20 protein-coding genes are annotated in these 19,787 nt (G+C 65.2%); 13 read left to right on the top strand and 7 right to left on the bottom strand.

Annotation, left to right across the window (positions count from 1 at the left end; genetic code table 11):
- Positions 1-8: 8 nt before the first annotated feature.
- From ACT2B0_RS00885 to ACT2B0_RS00860, 6 genes are all read right to left on the bottom strand, one after another.
- Positions 9-1,292, bottom strand: coding sequence for a CpaE/TadZ family protein (locus ACT2B0_RS00885; protein ID WP_473460562.1), 1,284 nt, complete (start codon positions 1,290-1,292; stop codon positions 9-11).
- Positions 1,293-1,316: 24 nt separating this feature from the next.
- Positions 1,317-2,021 (bottom strand): CpaD family pilus assembly protein, encoded by a 705-nt coding sequence (locus tag ACT2B0_RS00880; protein ID WP_473460560.1) that lies wholly within the window; start codon positions 2,019-2,021, stop codon positions 1,317-1,319.
- 17 nt (positions 2,022-2,038) lie between these two features.
- Positions 2,039-3,607 (bottom strand): type II and III secretion system protein family protein, encoded by a 1,569-nt coding sequence (locus ACT2B0_RS00875; RefSeq protein ID WP_473460559.1) that lies wholly within the window; start codon positions 3,605-3,607, stop codon positions 2,039-2,041.
- Complete coding sequence (gene cpaB, locus ACT2B0_RS00870; RefSeq protein WP_473460557.1) at positions 3,604-4,416, bottom strand: Flp pilus assembly protein CpaB; 813 nt, start codon at positions 4,414-4,416, stop codon at positions 3,604-3,606. Before cpaB ends, ACT2B0_RS00875 begins: the two co-directional genes overlap by 4 nt.
- A gap of 131 nt (positions 4,417-4,547) precedes the next feature.
- On the bottom strand, positions 4,548-5,060 hold the full coding sequence (locus tag ACT2B0_RS00865; RefSeq protein WP_473460556.1) for an A24 family peptidase: 513 nt from the start codon (positions 5,058-5,060) through the stop codon (positions 4,548-4,550).
- Between the two features lie 143 nt (positions 5,061-5,203).
- Positions 5,204-5,380, bottom strand: coding sequence for a Flp family type IVb pilin (locus ACT2B0_RS00860; RefSeq protein WP_473460554.1), 177 nt, complete (start codon positions 5,378-5,380; stop codon positions 5,204-5,206).
- A gap of 504 nt (positions 5,381-5,884) precedes the next feature.
- Between ACT2B0_RS00860 and ACT2B0_RS00855 the strand changes: the two genes are divergently transcribed.
- From ACT2B0_RS00855 to ACT2B0_RS00845, 3 genes are all read left to right on the top strand, one after another.
- Positions 5,885-6,325 carry a pilus assembly protein N-terminal domain-containing protein gene (locus ACT2B0_RS00855; protein ID WP_473460552.1) on the top strand — a complete coding sequence of 147 codons (441 nt, stop codon included), beginning with the start codon at positions 5,885-5,887 and terminating at the stop codon, positions 6,323-6,325.
- A gap of 179 nt (positions 6,326-6,504) precedes the next feature.
- On the top strand, positions 6,505-7,083 hold the full coding sequence (locus ACT2B0_RS00850) for a TadE/TadG family type IV pilus assembly protein (protein ID WP_473460550.1): 579 nt from the start codon (positions 6,505-6,507) through the stop codon (positions 7,081-7,083).
- 49 nt (positions 7,084-7,132) lie between these two features.
- The gene (locus ACT2B0_RS00845) at positions 7,133-7,756 is read left to right on the top strand and encodes a TadE/TadG family type IV pilus assembly protein (RefSeq protein ID WP_473460548.1); all 624 of its coding nucleotides are present in this window, start codon (positions 7,133-7,135) and stop codon (positions 7,754-7,756) included.
- A gap of 121 nt (positions 7,757-7,877) precedes the next feature.
- On the opposite strand, the gene ACT2B0_RS00840 is transcribed toward ACT2B0_RS00845, so the two are convergent.
- Positions 7,878-8,819 carry a phosphate/phosphite/phosphonate ABC transporter substrate-binding protein gene (locus ACT2B0_RS00840; protein WP_473460546.1) on the bottom strand — a complete coding sequence of 314 codons (942 nt, stop codon included), beginning with the start codon at positions 8,817-8,819 and terminating at the stop codon, positions 7,878-7,880.
- A 129-nt stretch (positions 8,820-8,948) separates the two neighbouring features.
- On the opposite strand from ACT2B0_RS00840, the gene ACT2B0_RS00835 reads away from it, so the two are divergent.
- The 10 genes from ACT2B0_RS00835 to ACT2B0_RS00790 all read left to right on the top strand — a co-directional run bounded on the left by ACT2B0_RS00835 (position 8,949) and on the right by ACT2B0_RS00790 (position 19,756).
- Entirely contained in the window at positions 8,949-10,187 is a 1,239-nt protein-coding gene (locus ACT2B0_RS00835; protein WP_473460544.1) for a phosphopentomutase, read from the top strand.
- Positions 10,180-11,076, top strand: a complete 897-nt coding sequence (gene mutM, locus ACT2B0_RS00830) for a bifunctional DNA-formamidopyrimidine glycosylase/DNA-(apurinic or apyrimidinic site) lyase (protein WP_473460543.1) — start codon at positions 10,180-10,182, stop codon at positions 11,074-11,076. Before ACT2B0_RS00835 ends, mutM begins: the two co-directional genes overlap by 8 nt.
- A gap of 45 nt (positions 11,077-11,121) precedes the next feature.
- Complete coding sequence (locus ACT2B0_RS00825) at positions 11,122-11,895, top strand: enoyl-CoA hydratase (RefSeq protein ID WP_473460541.1); 774 nt, start codon at positions 11,122-11,124, stop codon at positions 11,893-11,895.
- 153 nt (positions 11,896-12,048) lie between these two features.
- On the top strand, positions 12,049-12,315 hold the full coding sequence (rpsT, locus tag ACT2B0_RS00820) for a 30S ribosomal protein S20 (RefSeq protein WP_473460539.1): 267 nt from the start codon (positions 12,049-12,051) through the stop codon (positions 12,313-12,315).
- A gap of 855 nt (positions 12,316-13,170) precedes the next feature.
- Positions 13,171-14,700 (top strand): chromosomal replication initiator protein DnaA, encoded by a 1,530-nt coding sequence (gene dnaA / locus ACT2B0_RS00815; protein WP_473460537.1) that lies wholly within the window; start codon positions 13,171-13,173, stop codon positions 14,698-14,700.
- Between the two features lie 200 nt (positions 14,701-14,900).
- Positions 14,901-16,019 carry a DNA polymerase III subunit beta gene (gene dnaN, locus ACT2B0_RS00810; protein ID WP_473460536.1) on the top strand — a complete coding sequence of 373 codons (1,119 nt, stop codon included), beginning with the start codon at positions 14,901-14,903 and terminating at the stop codon, positions 16,017-16,019.
- A gap of 28 nt (positions 16,020-16,047) precedes the next feature.
- On the top strand, positions 16,048-17,205 hold the full coding sequence (recF, locus tag ACT2B0_RS00805; RefSeq protein ID WP_473460534.1) for a DNA replication/repair protein RecF: 1,158 nt from the start codon (positions 16,048-16,050) through the stop codon (positions 17,203-17,205).
- Between the two features lie 99 nt (positions 17,206-17,304).
- Positions 17,305-18,075 carry a molybdopterin-synthase adenylyltransferase MoeB gene (locus ACT2B0_RS00800; RefSeq protein ID WP_473460532.1) on the top strand — a complete coding sequence of 257 codons (771 nt, stop codon included), beginning with the start codon at positions 17,305-17,307 and terminating at the stop codon, positions 18,073-18,075.
- Entirely contained in the window at positions 18,072-19,325 is a 1,254-nt protein-coding gene (locus ACT2B0_RS00795; protein ID WP_473460530.1) for an aconitase X, read from the top strand. Before ACT2B0_RS00800 ends, ACT2B0_RS00795 begins: the two co-directional genes overlap by 4 nt.
- Entirely contained in the window at positions 19,322-19,756 is a 435-nt protein-coding gene (locus ACT2B0_RS00790) for an aconitase X swivel domain-containing protein (RefSeq protein WP_473460529.1), read from the top strand. The genes ACT2B0_RS00795 and ACT2B0_RS00790 overlap by 4 nt, the downstream gene beginning before the upstream one ends.
- Positions 19,757-19,787: the final 31 nt, after the last annotated feature.

Here is a 19,787-nt window from a genome sequence, read left to right as displayed (position 1 = left end):
TTTCGCGGCTACTTCCGCGCCTTCAGCTTGGCGAGCATTCCGGCCAGGCCAGACTTGGGTTTGGTCTTTATTTCGCTTCGACCGGTCAGCACATGCGCGATGTCAAAGATCGATTTGACGATCATGTGCTGGGCATCCATCTCGCCGAGCATCCGGCCATTATTGGCCGCATTGCCGAAAAGCTGCGCCTCAAACGGGATCGTGGCCAGCGGCACCAGATCAAGCGGCTCGGCGAAATCCTCCGCCGAGATCTCGGGACGCTTGGGCACGCCGGCCTGGTTGATGATGAGATAGGGCGCCTTGTCGTTGGGCCGCAGCTTCTTGAGCGTGTCGACAAGGTTCTTGGTGTTGCGCAGATTGGCCAGTTCGGGCGAGGCCGTAATCACGATCTCGTCGGCCTGGACCAGCGTCTTGCGCGTCCAGCCGTTCCACGCATGCGGAACGTCGAGGATCAGCAGCGGCGCGCTGCGCTGGGCGATGTCGATGATCTGTGCGAACGCGTCGGCATCGAAATCATAGGCCCTGTCGAGCGTCGACGGCGCGGCCAGCAGCGAGAGATGTTCCGAGCACTGGGCAAGCAGACGGTCGAGATAGACCTCGTCGATACGCTCGGGCGAAAACACGGCTTCGGCGATGCCCTGGGCCGGATCCTGGTCGAAATTGATATTGGCCGTGCCGAACGGCAGGTCGAGATCGGCCACCACGACTTCGGAGTTGAACGTCGTCGACATCATCCAGCCGACATTGTGGGCGATCGTGGAGGATCCAACACCGCCCTTGGCGCCGACGAAGGCGATCGACTTGCCGAGCGGCTCGGCATCGGGGTCGACGAAAATCTGGGAGATGATCGCGACGACATCGGCCAGCGAGACCGGCGCAACGACATATTCCGATATGCCGGCGCGGATCAGTTCGCGATAAAGCCACACATCATTGTAGTGACCGATGACGATGACCTTGGTCGAGGGATCGCACACATCGGCCAGCCGCTGCAGCGATTCCAGCAGCTCCTTCGGCTCGTCGCGTGATTCCAGAACGATCAGGTTCGGAGTCGGCGCGGTGTTGTAATATTCCAGCGCGGCCTCCAGCCCTCCCATATGAACCTTGAGATGAGCCTTGGCCATGCGCCGGTCGTCGCCGGCGCGCTCGATCGGTTTGGCGACACTCTCGGTCTCGCAGAACGCCTGGATCGAGATCCGCGGGATCGGGCGCAGAGCATTGAGCTGCGCCACTTCGCCGTCCGTCACCGCTTCGTCCAGCTCGCTTTCGCTGTCATAAGCCAGATTGTTCATCGTCCTCGCCTCGCTTGCGGCACGTCAGTACTGGGTGACCGGGGTCCATTCGGTCTTACGGCTCTGATAGTCTTCAATCGCGACCCCACGATTGGCGGCGTCGATCTCCGTGGAGGCCCGCGGTCCCAGAAGGTCCGACGGGTTGGCCAGCTGGGCGGCCAGATTGTTCTGATAGGCGCAGCCGAAATTGGCGTAGTGCTTGTTCTCGCGCGTCTTGAGCAGGTCGTCGGGCCAGCGGCCGCACTGGCCGACATGCGCCTTCATGCGGCCATGGACGAGACGGATCGGCGCGGTCTGGTCGGGGGCGCCCGCATCATAAGGCACGGTGACGATGCGCCCGGCCGGAATGCCCTTGCGCTGCATGTAGCCGGCGATCTCGTAGGCGGCGGAGCTGGCCGAGGCCGCGTTGGCGGAATTGGCCGGAACCATGATGCTGATCACGGCGCCCGCGCCGCGATCGTAATTGGAGACATAACCGTCGACGGCGACACGCTGGACGCGGGTCATGCCGTGCTCGGACAGGCCGACGGGCAGGTCGAGCACCTCGTCCTGCTCGGATACGATAATGGGATGATTGGTCCGGTAGTCGTCCGGCACCGATCCGACCGTGATCGAATCGCGCTTGGCGCAGCCGCCCAGCAGCGCGACCGCCGCGATCGCGGCAAGAACGGTAGCGGTGCGCCGCGACGGGCGTGCCGCGTGGGGCAGACAGGAGAGTGCACTACGCATCGTGCCGTTCCTCGCGATCATTTGTAGATGTAGCCGACCACACCGTGGTAGCGGCCCTTGGGCTTGTTGGTCTTCATGGTGCCGTAGACGCGGTTGACGCGCCCCAGAAACATGCCGGCGCCATCGCTGGCGGCGTTGAAATTGTCGTCCGGACGGGCAAGCTGCTGGCGGGCGACCGGGCGCGCCAGATAGGGCGTGACGATGATGACGAGCTCGGATTCGTTGCGGACGAAGTCGCGGCTGCGGAACAGCGTGCCCAAGACCGGCAACTTCGACAGGCCGGGCATTCCCGACGTTGCCTGACGGATGTCGTCGCGCACCAGGCCGGCGATCATCATCGAGCCGCCCGAGGGCAGTTCGACCGTCGTGTCGGCGAGGCGCTTGCGGATCGACAAGAGGTTGGTGGCGGTCCTCTTGCCACCGGTGCCGAGCGCGACCGATCCTTCCGTCGTCGGTTCGGAGACCGAGGTACGCACCTTCAGGCTGATGCGACCGGGCGAAAGCACGACCGGGAGGAATTCCAGTCCGATCCCGTATTCCAGCTTCTCGATATCATAGGAAATGCCGCCGGTGTCGGAATCGACTTCCTGGCCCACGACGAGATTGAACTCGCCGCCAACCTGGAATACCGCCTTCTCGCCCGAGATCGCCGTCAGCGTCGGTTCGGCAAGCGTCTTCATCACGCCTGCCTGTTCCATGGCATTCAGATAGGCCTCGAGCGTGCTCGCGCCGAAGGCGGAGCCGAGGCTGAATTGCGACCCGCTCAGGTGCTTGCCCAGACCGGACATGTTTTCGCTGATCGCACCCCAGGAAATTCCGTTGGACGTGCCCGACCCCATGATGTTGACGCCGAGCTGCTTCATGACAACGCGGCTGACTTCGGCGACGGTCACCTTGAGCGTGACCTGGTCCTCGCCGATGATCTTCAGGAGATTGACGATCTGGCTGACGCGCCGCTCGGCGTCGGGGTTGTTGATGTCCACGCCGCCGCCATCGGTCGGCGCGGCGGCGGTCTGCGCATACTGGCCGGTGGTCGCTTCACCGCCGGTGACAAAAATCTGCGCCAGCCGGGCGGCGCGCGATGCGTCGAGCGGAGTGTCGACCGTTCCCGTCAGGACAACGTTGTCGTTCAGAAGTTCAACGGTGATGTCGGAGTTCGGGATAAAGCGTTCGAGATAATCCTCCAGCCCGGCCACGTCGCGCTCGATCGCCAGGTCCAGGCTGGCGATCTGCTCGCCGTTGGCCCCGAACACATAGATATTGGTCTCGCCGACCTGCTTGCCGAACAGATAGATGCGCCGCGCGGTGCGCGTCACGGCGTCGGCAACCGTCGGATTTGCCACCAGAATGTCGTAGGCGTCCTGCGGCAGATCGATAACGACCGACTTGTTGAGGCCGAGCTTGATGCGCTGGCTCGTCGAACTGGTCGAGCGCACCTTGACCTGTGCGGCGGCCGCCTCGCCCGATCCGAAACCGGGTACGGCGGGCAGGCCGATCGCCGCCATCGCGAAAAGGCACGTCGCGATCCCCGTTGCGATCGCCGCTTTGCGGTCTTTTCCCGGCAGTTTGCGAATTTGCGACGTCATTTGCGCGCTCCAACTTCAGAGACTTCGCCCGATTTGATCAGCCGAACCGTGCCGCGCCGGCCATTGCCGGACACCAGATAGTCGGCCTCACCGCTCGGCTTTTCCTGGGCATCCTTGATCGAACGCAGCGCCAGCGTCAGCCTGTCGGCGAGCTGCTGGGCCACGGTGATGATTTCGGCCTGCTGGGCCGTCAATTCGAGGGTCGCGGTCTCGCCGACCTTGACCTTGCGACCTTCCTCGTCCTCGGTGATCGTCTGGTCGATGGCCAGGACGCGAATGTTTTTCAGGATGGTTTCGGTGACGAAGCCCTGCGCGCCGCCGCTTTCGGCGCGTCGTGTCATGATCACATCGACATAGTCATTGGGCAGAATGAAGCCGCCAGCCGAGGTATCGGCCGAGATCTGGGTCGCGATCGCACGCTTGCCGGACGGCAGGATCGCGGACATGAAACTTTGACCCGCGCCGATCAGTTTTGAGCGCCGAACGGGTTCGCCGGCATACATCGGCAGACGGGCGATCGCCCCCTTCAGGGCTTCCTGAGCGTCGCCTTCGGCGTCACGGGTAATAAAACCGTCGCTGACCGCCTCGGACGGCCAGTCCTGCCAGCGCATCTGGTTTTCCAGCGGCTGACCGATCGGCAGGTCCTCCGACAGCACCAGCACCTCGGTCATGCGAACCGCCGGTTCGCGCGGCACGGCATCCGCGACCACGATCGGCGCCGGCGCCGTCGCCAGGTTCTTGGCGATATAGCCGGCAACGCCAGCCGCGACGACGGCGACACCCAGAATGATCAAGCGTGAAGTGTTCATCGACCCGCACCTTTACCCGGCGATTTGCGTTCACCGGGGGCGACAATGCGGGAGCAATCGTCAAATTAGGGTTAATGCAATGCTTACGATCGTCCTTAATTCAAGGTTTACGGATCGCAGTGCCTAACCGCCTAGACCTGGGCCAGTGCCCAGACCATCAGGGGCGAATGCAGATAGGCGGCCAAACCGCCGAGCCCGAGCGCGATGCCGTAGGGAACGCCGGCATTGCGGTCGGCGAAATGGCGCAGGACCGGATTGTTGACGGTGATGTCTGCGAAAAGCGAGCGGCGATAAAGGAGGATGAAAAGGGTCAGCAATCCGCCGAACATCGCCGACGCGGTGAGATAATAAAGCAGGTTCATGTCGAACCCCATCCACAATGCCGTGGCCGCGAGCAGCTTGGCGTCGCCGCCGCCCATGCCGCCGACGGCGAACAGGGCGAAGGTCACGGCGAGCACCGCAGCCATGGCGGCGAAATGCATGCCGAATTCGGGCCAGGCCATGCCGGTCAGCGGGGCCAGGACGGCGAAGGCGGCGACAAGCAAGACCGGCACGCGGTTGGCGATCGTCATCGACAGCATGTCGGAGACGGCCGCGAAAGCCATGCAGAACGGAAAGATGACGAAGATCGCCGCTTCAATCATGATCGCTTCACCGGTTGGTATGATCCAAGGATAGGCCCTGTGCGCTTAAACAAATGTGAAACCCGAAACCGCACAAAGCAAAGGGGCCGCTCGACAAGCGGCCCCTCGGCAATATCGGGCATTTGACGGCCCGAAGACGGCTGTTACTTGCCGGCGTTGTCGAGCGTGGTCGACAGTTCCGTGAACTTGCTGTCCAGCGACGTGCCCAGGGCACCGGCGCCGGCCATGATGGCCACGGCGATAAGGGCAGCGATCAGACCGTATTCGATAGCGGTCGCGCCGGATTCATCTTTCACGAAACGTGCAAAAAGCTTAGACATTCGAGAGCTCCTACTCCACGTGTTACAGCACAGCCCGTCAACATTTCTTCGTGCGTTGATCGGATGGCCAGACACTACGGGGAAGCTGTTTCGATCGGCTTAAGAAACAGACTTACCGAAACCCTAACCCTTGCAACTGCCCCTGTTGGTTAAATTTGACATAAGCAAAACCCGCGCATTGTATGCTTTGCCGCCCACTTCGATTTGCCCCCCGAACGACGGTCGCCCGAACACCGGCACAATGCGCATGGTCGCGGTTATCTGCCTGTAACGGGGCGCGTCTTATTTGGACGCCGCCGCGCCTTTTTGCCGGCGGCGGAGAGGCGCACCGCCGGCTCGACGCCGCGAATACGGCCTCACCGGGATCGTGAAAGACTCGCGCACGCGAGCGAGGTGTCCCGGCACGGGGGACCAAAAGGGCAATCCCGCCAGGTTCGCGGCCGCGCTTAACCGAAGATTCACCAATCCGGTTCATCTTTCGGCAAGCACGAGGCGGAGAGACCCATGGCGTCGACATCGAAACTCCCGGCACGACAGGTCCTGATCGGCGCGTTGGCAGCGCTGTCGCTGGCAGCGGGAGCCGCGCCTGCCCTCGCGGAAGCGGGCATTCGCATCCTGATGAACGAAGCGAAGATCGTAAAGCTGACGCGGCCGGCGGACACGATCGTGGTGGGCAATCCGCAGATCGCCGACGCCTCGGTCCAGGACGCCACCACGCTCGTGCTGACGGGGCGCGGCTTCGGCGTCACCAATATCGTCGTTCTCGACCTGGACGGCGCCCCGATCGTCGACGAACAGATCTACGTGGCCCGCCAGGACAACAAATCCGTACGCATCTATCGCCGCGCCGAGGTCCAGACGCTGTCGTGCACGCCCTATTGCGAGAGCTCCTACAAGAGCGATGCCGAGCGCCTGTCGGAAAGCGAAATGAGCGCCAGCCAGTAGCGCGCCGACCGCATCCGCGCCCGCAGACCGGCGGAACCGCCGGAAATCCGCGGTCCCGACGCCGGTAAAGCGTCGGTAAACGCAACGCGGACAATTTTCCTGGTTGCCAAAACGGGAATTCAACCGCCATGCGCTAATCGTCTTTGCACGACTGCAATTGGGGTTGGCAGGAGTTGGCAATGACACAGGACATGTCGGCAGAGCGGGAAACCGTGACGACACGAACGCGCAGAGGTCTTTTCGGCCGGTTCGCGCGCAGCCGCGACGGCGCCGTTGCGATCGAATTCGTGGCGCTGGCGCTGCCGTTCTCCATGCTGGTTTTCGCGATTCTGGAAAGCTGTATCTCGTTTGCCGGCCAGCAAGTGCTGACGTCGGCGACCGACAATGTCGCGCGTCAGGTCCGGACCGGCCAGCTCAAGGCGGGCGGCCTGAACGAGGCCCTGCTCAAGCAGAAGATCTGCGACCAGATCGAAATCATCGTGGCGGCAGGCTGCCCGGGGCTGGAGGTGGATCTGCGGGAATTCGCCACCTTCGAAGAAGCGTCCAAGGTGCGGATCAAGATGACTTCGGACAAGGATATCGACACCAGCGAATTCGATGTCGACCCCGGCCCGTCGCTGAGCAAGAACATGCTGCGGGTCTTTTACCGCTGGCCGGTCATGACCGACTTCATGCGCAAATCGCTGTCGAATCTGAAGGACGGCAAGACGCTGCACTTCGCGACAGCCACCTGGCAGAACGAGCCGTTCGACGATTGATGTCGCCGTGGCGAGGCTAAGTGCGCCAGGCAAGGAAGGAGCCGTAGTGATGTTGGGGCGAAACGGATTTTCGTGTCGGAGCCTGTTTTCGAAGGCGACGCTTGTCAGCCTGTGGCACGACCGCCGCGCCGCGGCCGCGCTGGAATTCGCGTTTGTGGTGCCGATCCTGATCGGGCTTTATTTCATGACCATGGAGACCTCGCAGGCCATCGAGGCCAACAAGAAGACCGGCCGTATCGCCTCGATGGTCGCCGATCTGGTCACCCAGCAGCAGCAGATCACCGAATCCGAGATCGACGCGATCATGAAGATCGGCGGGTCGGTTATCCAGCCCTATAACCGCACCTCGCCATCGATCTACGTCACTGGGATCGAAATCACCGACGAGGACACGCCCAAGGTCAAGGTCGCCTGGTCGCGCAAGATGGTCAACGGCGCGGCGAGCGACTATCTGACGGCCGGCACGACGACGACCGTGCCCGAGGACCTCAAGGTCAGGGGCACGTTTCTCATCCGCGGCGAAGCAAAGCTGGACTACAAGCCGGTGCTTACCTGGAATGCCGAAAAGAAGACGACGATCGGCCTGGCCGCCGCCTTCGACAAGATCAGCATGGGCGAGAAATACTATCTGCGGCCGCGCATGAGCCAGCAGGTGAAATGCATCGACTGCTAAGAAGCAGGGCGTGATCGCGCGGCCATCGGCGTGCACTCCTGGCTTCCGATCCGTCGACTGTCGCGATCGCGAAACCGGGTCCCGTGGCCGGCAGCCCTGCTTCAGGGCCAGAGCAGCCGGCTCAAAACTCCGCTGGGCTTTCTGAAGCTCCGGTAACGGGAGCCACCGCAACGGGCCGCGGCGGCACGACGAGTTCGGTCAGGTCGAGCGCGCTTCGATAATCCGACTGCGAGACACGCAGGAAGCCTCCCTGACGCTCTTCCTCCAGCAGATCATAGATGTCGGGCTGCTGCTGCTTCATGCCTGTCAGAAACCGTGCCAGCGCCTGCTTGAGATCGTCCGGCAGGTCGACGCGGACCGCGTGCGGGCCATAGCGTATCGGCGCCGACGTCCAAGCAACCTCGAAACCGTCCGCGTCGAGACCCGCGGCGACAAGACGGTCCACCGTGCCGCCGGTCGCGCCGCCGACGCGCTGGTAGGCCCAGCCGAACAGACCGTCGACCTCGCCGGCGGCAAAGCGGCGCTCGGCCTCCGCGGCGCTGTCCACGGCGAAACGATCTTCGCGCGCCGCGCGCCCCTTTTCGGCCCCGTCCCTGGACCCCAGCCGCGGCAGGAAATCCGAAGACAGGCTGCCCGGCACGAAGGCGATGCGCGGCGGCGTCTGCCGTTGTGCCACGTCGGGCGCAACGACGAGCAGGGAGCGGATGCCGGTGGCGCCGTCGCGCGATATCGGAGCGGCAAGCGGCTCCACACAGCCGCAGCGGCGCCAGGCGAGCGCATAGGCCAGGGCCGAATAGACCGCATAATGCACACGAGCATTGGCCTGGGCGTCGATCAGGGCGGCGAAATCGCGCGCAACGAAGATGTCGACCGGAACGCCCAGCGCCTGCGAAAAGGCGCGCTCGATCGCCGACGCACCCGGTACGGTCGCTCCGGCGCCGGGGCGCGCGAGCATGCCGATGCGCAGTGTTTTGATCTCGTCCTTCCAGCCGGCATGGGCGGCGGGCTGCCCGAATGCGACCGTCGCGACCACGGCCAGTCCCGCAAACGTCGTCCGTTTCATCGCCATCTCCGCTCCGCAGCCTTGATCCGTTGTCTATCGCATGGCGACCTTGCCGTTTGGTTTCCGAATTGCCAATTCGCCGCATCACTTCTAAGTGTCGTTGAAACCACTGTGTAAGGACGTTCAGCCATGGCGCGCGCCTTTCTCTACGTGCTCGACTCCTTCGGCATAGGCGGCGCGCCGGACGCCGCCGACTTCGGCGACGAGGGCGCCAACACGTTCGCGCATATCGCGCAAGCGGCCGCGAGGGGAAAAGCCGACCGTGCGGGGCTGCGCGAAGGTCCCCTCGACCTGCCAAACATGACGGCCCTCGGCCTCACCCTGGCCGCCGAGACGGCGGCCGCCCCGAACGGAAAGGCGCCAGACCGGCGCGCGTCGGGCGGATTCTTCGGCGCCGCGCAGGAGGTTTCCAAGGGCAAGGACACGCCCTCGGGTCATTGGGAGATCGCCGGCCTGCCGGTGCCGTTCGCGTGGGGCTATTTCCCCGACACCGAGCCGAGCTTCCCCGACGATCTGGTGGCGGCGATCCTCAGCGAGACCGGGCTGCCGGGGATTTTGGGCAATTGCCACGCCTCGGGCACCGAGATCATCGCGAAACTCGGCGAGGAGCATGTCCGCACGGGCAGGCCGATCTGCTACACCTCGGCGGATTCGGTGTTCCAGATCGCCGCGCACGAAACCCATTTCGGCCTCGAGCGTCTCTACGCGCTGTGCGCCACGGTCCGGCGCCTGGTCGACCCGCTCAATATCGGCCGCGTGATCGCGCGGCCTTTCGTCGGCGAAACGCCGTCTGACTTCGTCCGTACGGCCAACCGGCGCGACTATGCGGTTCCACCCGTCGAGCCGACGCTGCTCGACCGGGTGACCGAGGCCGGCGGCCGCGTGATCGGCATCGGCAAGATCGGCGACATCTTCGCCCATCGCGGCGTGAGCGAGGTGCGCAAGGCAGCCGGCAACATGGCGCTGTTCGACGCCGCGCTCACAGCGATGGAGGATGCCGTCGACGGCGATCTGGTGTTCGCGAATTTCGTCGATTTCGACATGCTGTTCGGTCACCGGCGCGACGTCGCGGGCTATGCGGCGGCACTCGAGGCTTTCGACGCCCGCCTGCCCGAGGCGCTGTCGCGGCTGGTGGAGGGCGACCTTCTGATCCTGACGGCCGATCATGGCTGCGACCCGACCTGGCCCGGCACCGATCATACGCGCGAGCGCGTTCCCGTGTTCGGCACCGGCCCCGGCCTTGCTGCGGCCGCGCTCGGGGTGCGCACCAGCTTCGCCGATATCGGCGAGACGGTGGCCGCGCATCTGGGCGTGCCGGCCGGTCCCTACGGCCGCTCCTTTCTGGCCGAGTTGCACGCCGATGCCTGAGCTGCCCGAGGTCGAAACGGTGCGTCGCGGGCTCGCCCCGGTGATGGAGGGCGCGCGCATCCTGTCGGTCGAGCAGCGGCGGCCCGATCTGCGCTTCCCCTTTCCCGCCGATTTCGCCGGCCGGCTGACCGGGCGGCGCGTCGACGGCCTGTCGCGGCGCGCCAAATATCTTCTCGCCCATCTCGACGACGGCCTGACCCTGATCAGCCATCTGGGCATGTCGGGCTCCTGGCGCATCGAGACGGACGAGCCCGATGGCGACGCGCCCGGCCGGTTTCACCATGCCCGCTCCAAAAACGCCGCGCATGACCACGTGGTCTTCCATCTCGCGCCGAAGACCGGCGCAAACGCCCGGATCGTCTTCAACGACCCGCGCCGTTTCGGCTTCATGGCGTTCGCCGAGGAAGGGGAACTGGCCGCGCATCCGCTGATCGGCAAGCTCGGCGCCGAACCGACCGGAAACAGGCTCGACGGCGCCCTGCTCGCCAGCCTTTTTCGCAACCGGCGCGCACCGCTGAAGGCGGCCCTGCTCGACCAGCGCCTGATCGCCGGGCTCGGCAACATCTATGTGTGCGAGGCCCTGTGGCGGGCGGGGCTCGCGCCCGACCGCGCGGCCGGGTCGATCGTGACCACGCGTGGCGGCGCGACAGCGGCCTGCGACCGGCTCGCCGCGGCGGTCCGCGCGGTGATCGCGGAGGCGATCGAAGCCGGCGGCTCGTCGCTGCGCGACTATGTTCATGCCGACGGGGCGCTGGGTTACTTTCAGCACCGTTTCGCCGTTTACGACCGCGAAGGCGAGCCCTGCGCCAAGCCCGGATGCGACAGCGTCGTGCTGCGTAGCGTGCAGTCGGGCCGGTCGACTTTCTATTGCCCCTCGTGCCAGCGCTAGGCTACGGCTGTGGCCACATGCCCCAATCCCGGAGGAGATACCCGAATGGCCTATGAAACGATCCTGGTCGAGACGCGCGCGCGGGTCGGCCTCATCACGCTGAACCGGCCGAAAGCGCTCAATGCGCTCAACACCACGGTGCTTGCGGAAGTGATCGCGGCGCTCGAGGTCTTCGAGGCCGATGCCGGCATCGGCGCGATCGTCATGACGGGTTCGGAAAAAGCGTTTGCGGCCGGAGCCGACATCAAGCAGATGCAGTCGATGGAATTCGCCGATGCGTTCATGAGCGACTTTTTCGCCGGCTGGGAGGCGCTGACCCGAATTCGCAAACCGATCGTGGCAGCCGTTTCCGGCTATGCGCTCGGCGGCGGATGCGAGCTGGCCATGATGTGCGATTTCATCATCGCCGCCGAGAATGCGAAATTCGGCCAGCCGGAAATCACGCTCGGCGTCATGCCCGGCATGGGCGGCTCGCAGCGCCTGACGCGCTTTGTCGGCAAGGCCAAGGCGATGGATATGTGCCTGACCGGGCGGATGATGGACGCCGCCGAAGCCGAACGCGCGGGCCTGGTCTCGCGGGTGGTGCCGACGGGCGACCTGCTTGAGGAGGCCCTGGCGGCGGCGGCCAAGATCGCCTCCTTCTCGCTGCCGGCGGTGATGATGGCCAAGGAAGCCGTCAATCGCTCCTACGAGACCACGCTTTCGGAAGGGCTGCGCTTCGAACGACGGGTGTTTCACTCCATGTTCGCGCTCGAGGACCAGTCGGAAGGCATGGCGGCTTTCGCGGAAAAACGCACGCCGAACTTCCGCAATCGCTGAGAAGGGCGCAAAGCCGTCAGACGGGCGTTGACGTGGCAAAAAAGCTGCACTATAAGCCGCGCCAACAGAGGCGGCCCTGCGGCCGCCCGATTGTTTTCGTGCCTACCGGCTTTGCGGGCGCGGCACGAATGTCAGGATAACCAGAGAGGCACCATGGCCAATACCACTTCGGCCAAGAAGGCCACGCGCAAGCTCGCGCGCCGGACCGAGATCAACAAGAGCCGCCGCTCGCGCGTGCGCAACTTCGTGCGCAAGGTCGAAGAGGCGCTCGCCTCCGGCGACAAGAGTGCCGCCGAAACGGCGCTCAAGGCCGTTCAGCCGGAGTTGATGCGCGCAGCAACCAAAGGCGTGCTGCACCGCAACACGGCGTCGCGCAAAGTGTCGCGTCTGGCACAGCGCGTGAAGGCCCTGTCGGCCTGAAGACAGCCCGGGGCGTTGTCGCCTCCTTATCGCTGCATAATTGCCCGGCCGGTTGAGCCGGGCTTTTTCGTTTTGTCGCCAAGCACTTGTCCCGGACAGGCAGGCGCGACGAAAAAAAACCGCGACAATTCCTTTGCCGGCACTGGCGGTTTCGACCATGACCGCAACGCGAAGGAGCCGCGGCCGAGAGAACGAAATTCACGGATATTATTTTTTTAAATCAACACCTTACCAGAGGTCATGCACAGCTTCTCCACATGTGCGGCACACCGGCTTTGCGGAAATTGTGTCAAGCGAAAAAAATATAGAAATTTTATGTAGCCGGCCACGAAAGAAACGGCCGTAGAAAAGGGTTTGATTCAAAACGGTTTAGGGGGAGCGGCCGATGATTCGCCCTGCCCCGGACATGGCCCCAACCCCCTTACAGATTAAAAAACCCTTACCCGCGGCCTTGCCCTTGAGCGGTCAGATTTTGTAATGTCCACCCATCGGAAGGGACAAGGCCTTCGGGCCTCAATACCCAGAAAATCTACCGTTTTCAGCGCGGGAAGCATATCCCGCGAGCGACAGATTTTTGCCTTTCGTCACGCCGCTTGTCCGGCGTGTTTCAGGTCGAGGAGTGACGAGGAACGGGCCGGTGTCTTTCGCCGGCACGGGGAACTTTGCGGCCTAGGTGCAAGCAGTCGCTGCGCGTCCGCGCGCAGCACATGAAGGGGACGGGCTGACCAGATGCGGTCGGTTGTATTCGAGTGAGGTGGCGGACGGCGCTATGCGCCGCGCCGTCGGAACGTGGACGCGCGCGGCCTGTGCCTGCGCGCGACGGGAATGCATATCGTTATGAAAAGGAAAGATGGGATGCAGGGCGGCATGGGAACGGAGGTCAAGGCGGGGCTTCCTTTCGTAAGGGCAGGCGGGGATGTTCATGAGATGAATTCCGGTTCGGCCGCTTCCGAAATCTTCGAACGCATCCGGGTGCAACTGCGCGCGCAGCTCGGCATGGAAGTCTATTCAAGCTGGTTCGGCCGCATGAAGCTGGCCGAGGCGTCCCGGGGGCTGGTCCGCCTCTCCGTGCCCACCGCCTTCCTGCGCTCCTGGATCAACAGCCACTATGTCGACCTGATCACGGAGCTGTGGCGGCGCGAAGAGCCCGGACTGCTGCGCCTGGAGATCGTTGTGCGCACCGCCACGCGCCACACACGGGCCAGCGACAGCGCAACGACCGATACCGGCCCGGCGCCGCACGCCGCGGGCACGGCGCTGTCGAGCGGGACGCTCAGCCAGAAAAGACCGACCCAGCCGCGCCATCCCGCGGTGGAGACTGCCCGCGGACAAAACGTTCTCGGGTCCCCGCTCGACAGCCGCTACACGTTCGAGTCGTTCATCGAGGGGCCGCCCAATCGCGTCGCCTTCGCCGCCGCCCGCACCGTGGCGGAAAACCCGACCGCGTCGCTGCGCTTCAACCCGCTGTTCCTCCACGCCTCGGTCGGCCTCGGCAAGACCCACCTCCTGCAGGCGATCGCGGCCGAGGCGCTGGCGCGCAACCCGCAGTCGCGCGTGGTCTATCTGACCGCGGAATATTTCATGTGGCGGTTCGCGACCGCGATCCGCGACAACAATGCGCTGACGCTCAAGGAGCAATTGCGCGACATCGACCTGCTGATCATCGACGACATGCAGTTTTTGCAAGGCAAGTCGATCCAGCATGAATTCTGCCATCTGATCAATATGTTGCTCGATAGCGCCAAGCAGGTGGTGGTTGCCGCCGACCGGCCGGCCTCGGAACTGGAATCGCTCGAGCCACGCGTGCGCTCGAGACTGCAGGGCGGCGTCTCCCTGGAAATGGCCGCGCCCGACATGGACATGCGCCTGCGCATGCTGCAGCAGCGCCTGGAGGCGGCCCGCACGGAAGACCAGACGCTGACGATCCCCGCGGAAATCCTCGAACATGTCGCGCGTGCCGTCACCGGCTCCGGTCGCGAGCTCGAAGGCGCCTTCAACCAGTTGCTGTTTCGCCGCTCCTTCGAGCCGCAATTGTCGATCGAACGCATCGACGAGCTTCTGGGTCACATGTTCCGCCCGGGCGACCCGAAACGGGTACGCATCGAGGATATCCAGCGCATCGTCGCGCGACACTACAACGTGTCGAAGACGGAGCTGCTGTCCAACCGGCGCACGCGCACCATCGTCAAACCGCGCCAGGTCGCCATGTATCTGTCGAAGGTGATGACGCCGCGCTCGCTGCCGGAAATCGGCCGTCGCTTCGGCGGCCGCGATCACACGACCGTGCTGCACGCGGTGCGCAAGATCGAACAGTTGTCGGGCGACGACAATACGCTGGCCCAGGAACTGGAGCTTCTACGCCGCCTGATCAGCGACCAGGCGTGACCGGTTTCAGGGGGCGGCCGCCGGCATTCGGCGCCGCCGCCCCGTTTTCCCCGGAGAAAGCGGGCCTGTCGACCATTCGGCCGGTACGCGGGCTTGCGTTCGTTTGGTTTTTCCTGTCATTTTGATTTGATTCCGGCCCGTTGCGGGCCGTTTCCTTCTGCGCTTCCCGCGAAGCCCGCCCGGTATGAGACCTCGAAGTCATGCGTGTCACACTCGAACGTTCAAACCTGCTGAAGTCGCTCAACCACGTCCATCGCGTTGTCGAACGCCGCAACACGATTCCGATCCTGTCGAACGTGCTGCTGAGGGCCGAAGGCGCTGTGCTGGAGATGAAGGCGACCGACCTCGACATCGAGGTCACCGAGGCGACCGCAGCGCAGGTCGAACAGGCGGGGGCGACGACGGTGCCCGCCCATCTGCTCTACGATATCGTGCGCAAGCTGCCGGACGGCGCCGAAGTTATGCTGAAGACCGACGAAGACGGGCGCTCGATGTCGGTGATCGCCGGGCGTTCCAATTTCCGTCTGCAATGCCTGCCGCAATCCGATTTCCCGGAGCTGACGGCGGGGTCCTTCTCGCATATTTTCCGGATCGAATCCGAGGCTCTCAAGGGTCTGGTCGAGAGAACCCAGTTCGCGATCTCGACCGAAGAGACCCGCTATTATCTCAACGGCATCTTCCTGCACACGCTTGAAAACGACGGCACGCTGGTGCTGCGCGCGGTGGCGACCGACGGGCACCGCCTGGCGCGCGCCGACATGGAGGCGCCGGCCGGCTCGGAGGGCATGCCCGGCATCATCATTCCGCGCAAGACGGTGAGCGAGTTGCAGAAGCTCGTCGACGCGCCCGACATCAAGGTTGCGGTTGAATTGTCGGAAACCAAGATCCGCTTCACCATCGGCAGCGTCATTTTGACCTCCAAGCTGATCGACGGCACGTTTCCCGACTATCAGCGCGTCATCCCGACCGGCAACGACAAGAAACTCGTCATCGACCGGCAGAGTTTCGCCGACGCCGTCGATCGCGTGTCCACCATCTCGTCGGAGCGCGGCCGCGCGGTCAAGCTGGCGATTGCGGACGGCATGGTGACGTTGACCGTCAACAATCCGGACTCGGGCAGCGCAGTCGAGGAAGTCGCGGCCGATTACGACGCCGACCCGATCGAGATCGGGTTCAACGCGCGCTACCTGCTCGACGTCGCCGGGCAGTTGAGCGGCAGCGAAGCCAAGTTCCTGCTTGCCGACGCGGGATCGCCGACGCTTATTCACGACATGGCCGACGAGCAGGCGTTGTACGTGCTCATGCCCATGCGGGTGTGACCGCAACGCGGCCCGCGACCCGGCGACCGTGACGGACAAACCGCCCCAGATCCGAATTGGTAGGCTTACGCTTACTGATTTTCGCAACTATGCCTCCCTCACCGCCCGGTTCGACAACGGCGCCGTGGTGCTGACCGGCGAGAACGGGGCCGGCAAGACCAATCTTCTGGAGGCGCTATCGCTGTTCACGCCGGGGCGCGGCCTGCGGCGGGCGACCTATGGCGAGATGACCCGCGAGGGGGCGGCCGGCGGTTTCGCGCTCCATGCCAGGCTGGACTGGCCGGACGGACCGGTCGACATCGGCACCGGGGCCGGCGGCGCCGACAATGGAGAGACCGAAGCCGGCAGGCGCGTGCGCATCAACGGCGCGCCGGCGCGCTCGGCCGACGCCATGCAGGAATGGCTGCGGGTGATGTGGCTGACGCCTGCCATGGACGGGCTTTTCACCGGCCCGACGGCGGACCGGCGCCGCTTCCTCGACCGGCTGGTGCTGACGATCGACCCGGCGCACGGGCGCCGCGCGCTCGCCTATGAAAAGGCGATGCGCGGACGTAACCGGCTGTTTGCCGAAAACGTGCGCGACCAAACCTGGTTCGCCGCCATCGAGGCGCAGATGGCCGAGACCGGCACGGCGATCGCGGCCGCCCGGGCCGAGATGGTGCGGCTGCTCGGTGCCATGATCGAACGCGCGCCCGACGGCGAGGTATTTCCGCGCGCCGACCTGGCGCTGTCGGGCCTGGTGGAAGAAATGCTGGCAAGCCTCCCGGCGATCGAGGTCGAGGAACGGTTTCGCGACCGGCTCGCCGCCGAGCGCGACCGCGACCGCGCCGCCGGCAGGGCGCTCGAGGGTCCGCATCGCGCCGATCTCGTGGTCCGCCACAGGCCCAAGAACATGCCGGCCGCGCTGTCGTCCACCGGCGAGCAGAAGGCCTTGCTCGTCGGGATCGTGCTGTCGCATGCGCGGCTGACCGGCGAGATGGCCGGCATGGCGCCGGTGCTGTTGCTCGACGAGATCGCGGCCCATTTCGATCATCGCCGCCGCGCCGCGCTGTTCGACATCCTGCACGACCTCAACGGCCAGGTCTTCATGACCGGCACCGAGCCGGAGCTATTTTCGGCGATCGCCGACCGCGCCCAGTTCGTGTCGGTTTCGCACGGCACGCTCACGGCAGACCGCGAAGCCTGACAGCCGGTCGCTTTTGCGAGCCTGTTGACGTAGCGTTGCGGTGCCGGCCGCAGGCGTGGTCGGCCACGATACCCGACAGGTTCGAAAAGGCGGGAAGGCATGGACAAGCCCACAAAACGACCCCTGAGCGACGACGAGCTGGAACGCTACGCGCGTCACATCGTCCTGCCGGAGATCGGAGGCGCCGGCCAGCAGAAGCTGAAACGCGCGCGGGTGCTGGTGATCGGCGCGGGCGGGCTCGGCGCGCCGGCGCTCAGCTATCTCGCCGCCGCAGGGGTGGGCACGATCGGCATCGTCGACGACGACGTCGTGTCTTTGTCCAACCTGCAACGGCAGATCATCCATCGCACCGACGCGCTCGACAAGGCCAAGGTCGACAGCGCCGCCGACACGATCGCGTCAATCAACCCGCACGTAACGGTGGAAAAGCACAGGCTGCGCCTGACCGACACCAGCGCCGGGGAACTGGTCGCCGGCTACGACATCGTCACCGACGGGTCCGACAATTTCGAGACACGCTACGCGGTGGCCGACGCCTGCGCGCTGGCGGAAAAGCCGCTGGTCACCGGCGCTGTCGGGCGCTTCGACGGCTCGCTGACCGTCCTCAAGCCCTTTGAACGCGGCGCGGACGGCGCGCGCCTGCCTTCTTATCGCGATCTTTTCCCCGAACCGCCGCCGGCCGACATGGTGCCGTCCTGTGCGGAAGCCGGCATTCTGGGGGCGCTGACGGGGGTAATCGGCACGCTGCAGGCCATGGAGACGATCAAGCTGATCACCGGGATCGGCGAACCGCTCGTGGGAAGGCTTTTGTTGTATGACGGGCTCGGCGCCCGGTTCGAGACCATGAAATACGCACGGAGCCCGGCATGAGCCTGGTGCTGGCAGCCGACGAACGCGCGCTCGCGGCCGGAGGGGACGGCAAGGCGATGGCGATGCGCATCGTTGCCGAAAGCGCCCGCCTGCTCGGCGCGAGCCGGCTGCTGCCGATCGCGTCGGCTCATATCGACGGCGGCCTCTATCACGGCGATTCCGGCACGCTGTTCGCCGAAAGACTGGTTGCCGAGGGCGCTAGGGTGGCGGTGCGGGCGACGCTGAATGTCGGCTCGCTCGATCTCGCCGGCGGCTGCAGGGTGCGACTGGACGAACCGCAACGCGGCATGGCGCGGCGGATGATGCGGGCCTACGTGGCGCTCGGCTGCGAGCCGAGCTGGACCTGCGCCCCCTACCAGGCCGGGCACCGCCCCGCCCGCGGCCAGGACGTCGCCTGGGGTGAATCGAACGCCGTCGTATTCTGCAATTCCGTGCTGGGCGCGCGCACCAGCCGCTACGGCGACTTCCTCGACATCGCCTGCGCGGTGGCCGGGCGCGCGCCCGATTGCGGCCTGCACAGACCCGAAAACCGCCTCGCCCGGATCGTGGTCGACGTGTCGGGCCTGCCGGAGACCTTTTTCGCCGACGACACGGCGTGGCCGGTGCTGGGCAGCCTCTACGGCCGGCTGGTCGGCAACACGGTCGGCGTGCTGACGGGAGTGCGCGGCGCACCCGACGAGGACGCGCTCAAGGCCTTCGGCGCGGCGGCCGCCTCGTCCGGCGCGGTCGGCCTGTTCCACATTGCCGGCCTGACGCCTGAAGCACCCGATCTCGCCACGGCGACCGGCGGCCTGGCGCCCGAGGCGCGCATCGTCGTGACCGCGGCCATGGTCGCGGACAGCCGCCGGCGGCTTTCGACCGCCGAGCACGCCGGGCGGATCGACGCGGTGGCGATCGGCAGCCCGCATCTGTCGCTGGCCGAATTCGACCGGCTCGAACGCCTGATCGCCGGACGTCGCCTGCAGGTGCCGCTGTTTGCCTGCACCGGACGGCATGTTCTGGAAGCACTCGACCGTCAACACCGGCGTGGACCGCTCGAACGCGCGGGCGTGAGGATCGTGGCCGATACCTGCGTTGTGGTTACGCCGATCCTGGCGGACATCAAGGGGGGGGTGTTGATGACCAACTCAGGCAAATTCGCCCACTATGCGCCGGGCAATACCGGCTATGCGACGCTATACGGTTCGCTTTCAGACTGCGTGGAAAGCGCCGTCAGCGGACGCCCGATTCTGGCGGAGCCGCAGACTTGACGGCGCCGGCGAAGGGCGAGGTGCTGGTCGCCGGCGCGCCCGGCCGCGGCCCGGCGCTGGTTCTGCAGGCTCCGATCAGCTTCTGGGGTGGCGTCGATCCGCGCGACGGCAGGATCATCGACGTGCGCCACCCGCAACACGGTTCAGTCGTGGCCGCCAAGGTGCTGTTCGTGCCGGCAACGATCGGATCGTCGTCGGCCTCGTCGGTGCTTCTGGAACTTGTCCGGGCCGGCGTGGCGCCAGCCGCGCTGGTCATCGGCGAGGCCGACGCGATCCTGCTTCTAGGGCTGATCGTGGCGCGCGAAATGGGCTGGGAACCGCCGGTGGCGGTACGGCTCGATCCGGAGCATTTCGCCAGCTTCAGCGGCCACGCGGTCGCGGTCGGAGGCGACGGCACGCTGGAAATCGTGGAAGACGGCGCCGGCGAATAGGGCTCCCCCGCATCGGTGGAAAGGCGCCGGC

It is taken from the genome of Nitratireductor sp. J20-h4 (assembly GCF_056780505.1).
The sequence above is the reverse complement of the archived record's forward strand: the minus strand, read 5'-3'. Positions and strand labels throughout refer to the sequence as shown.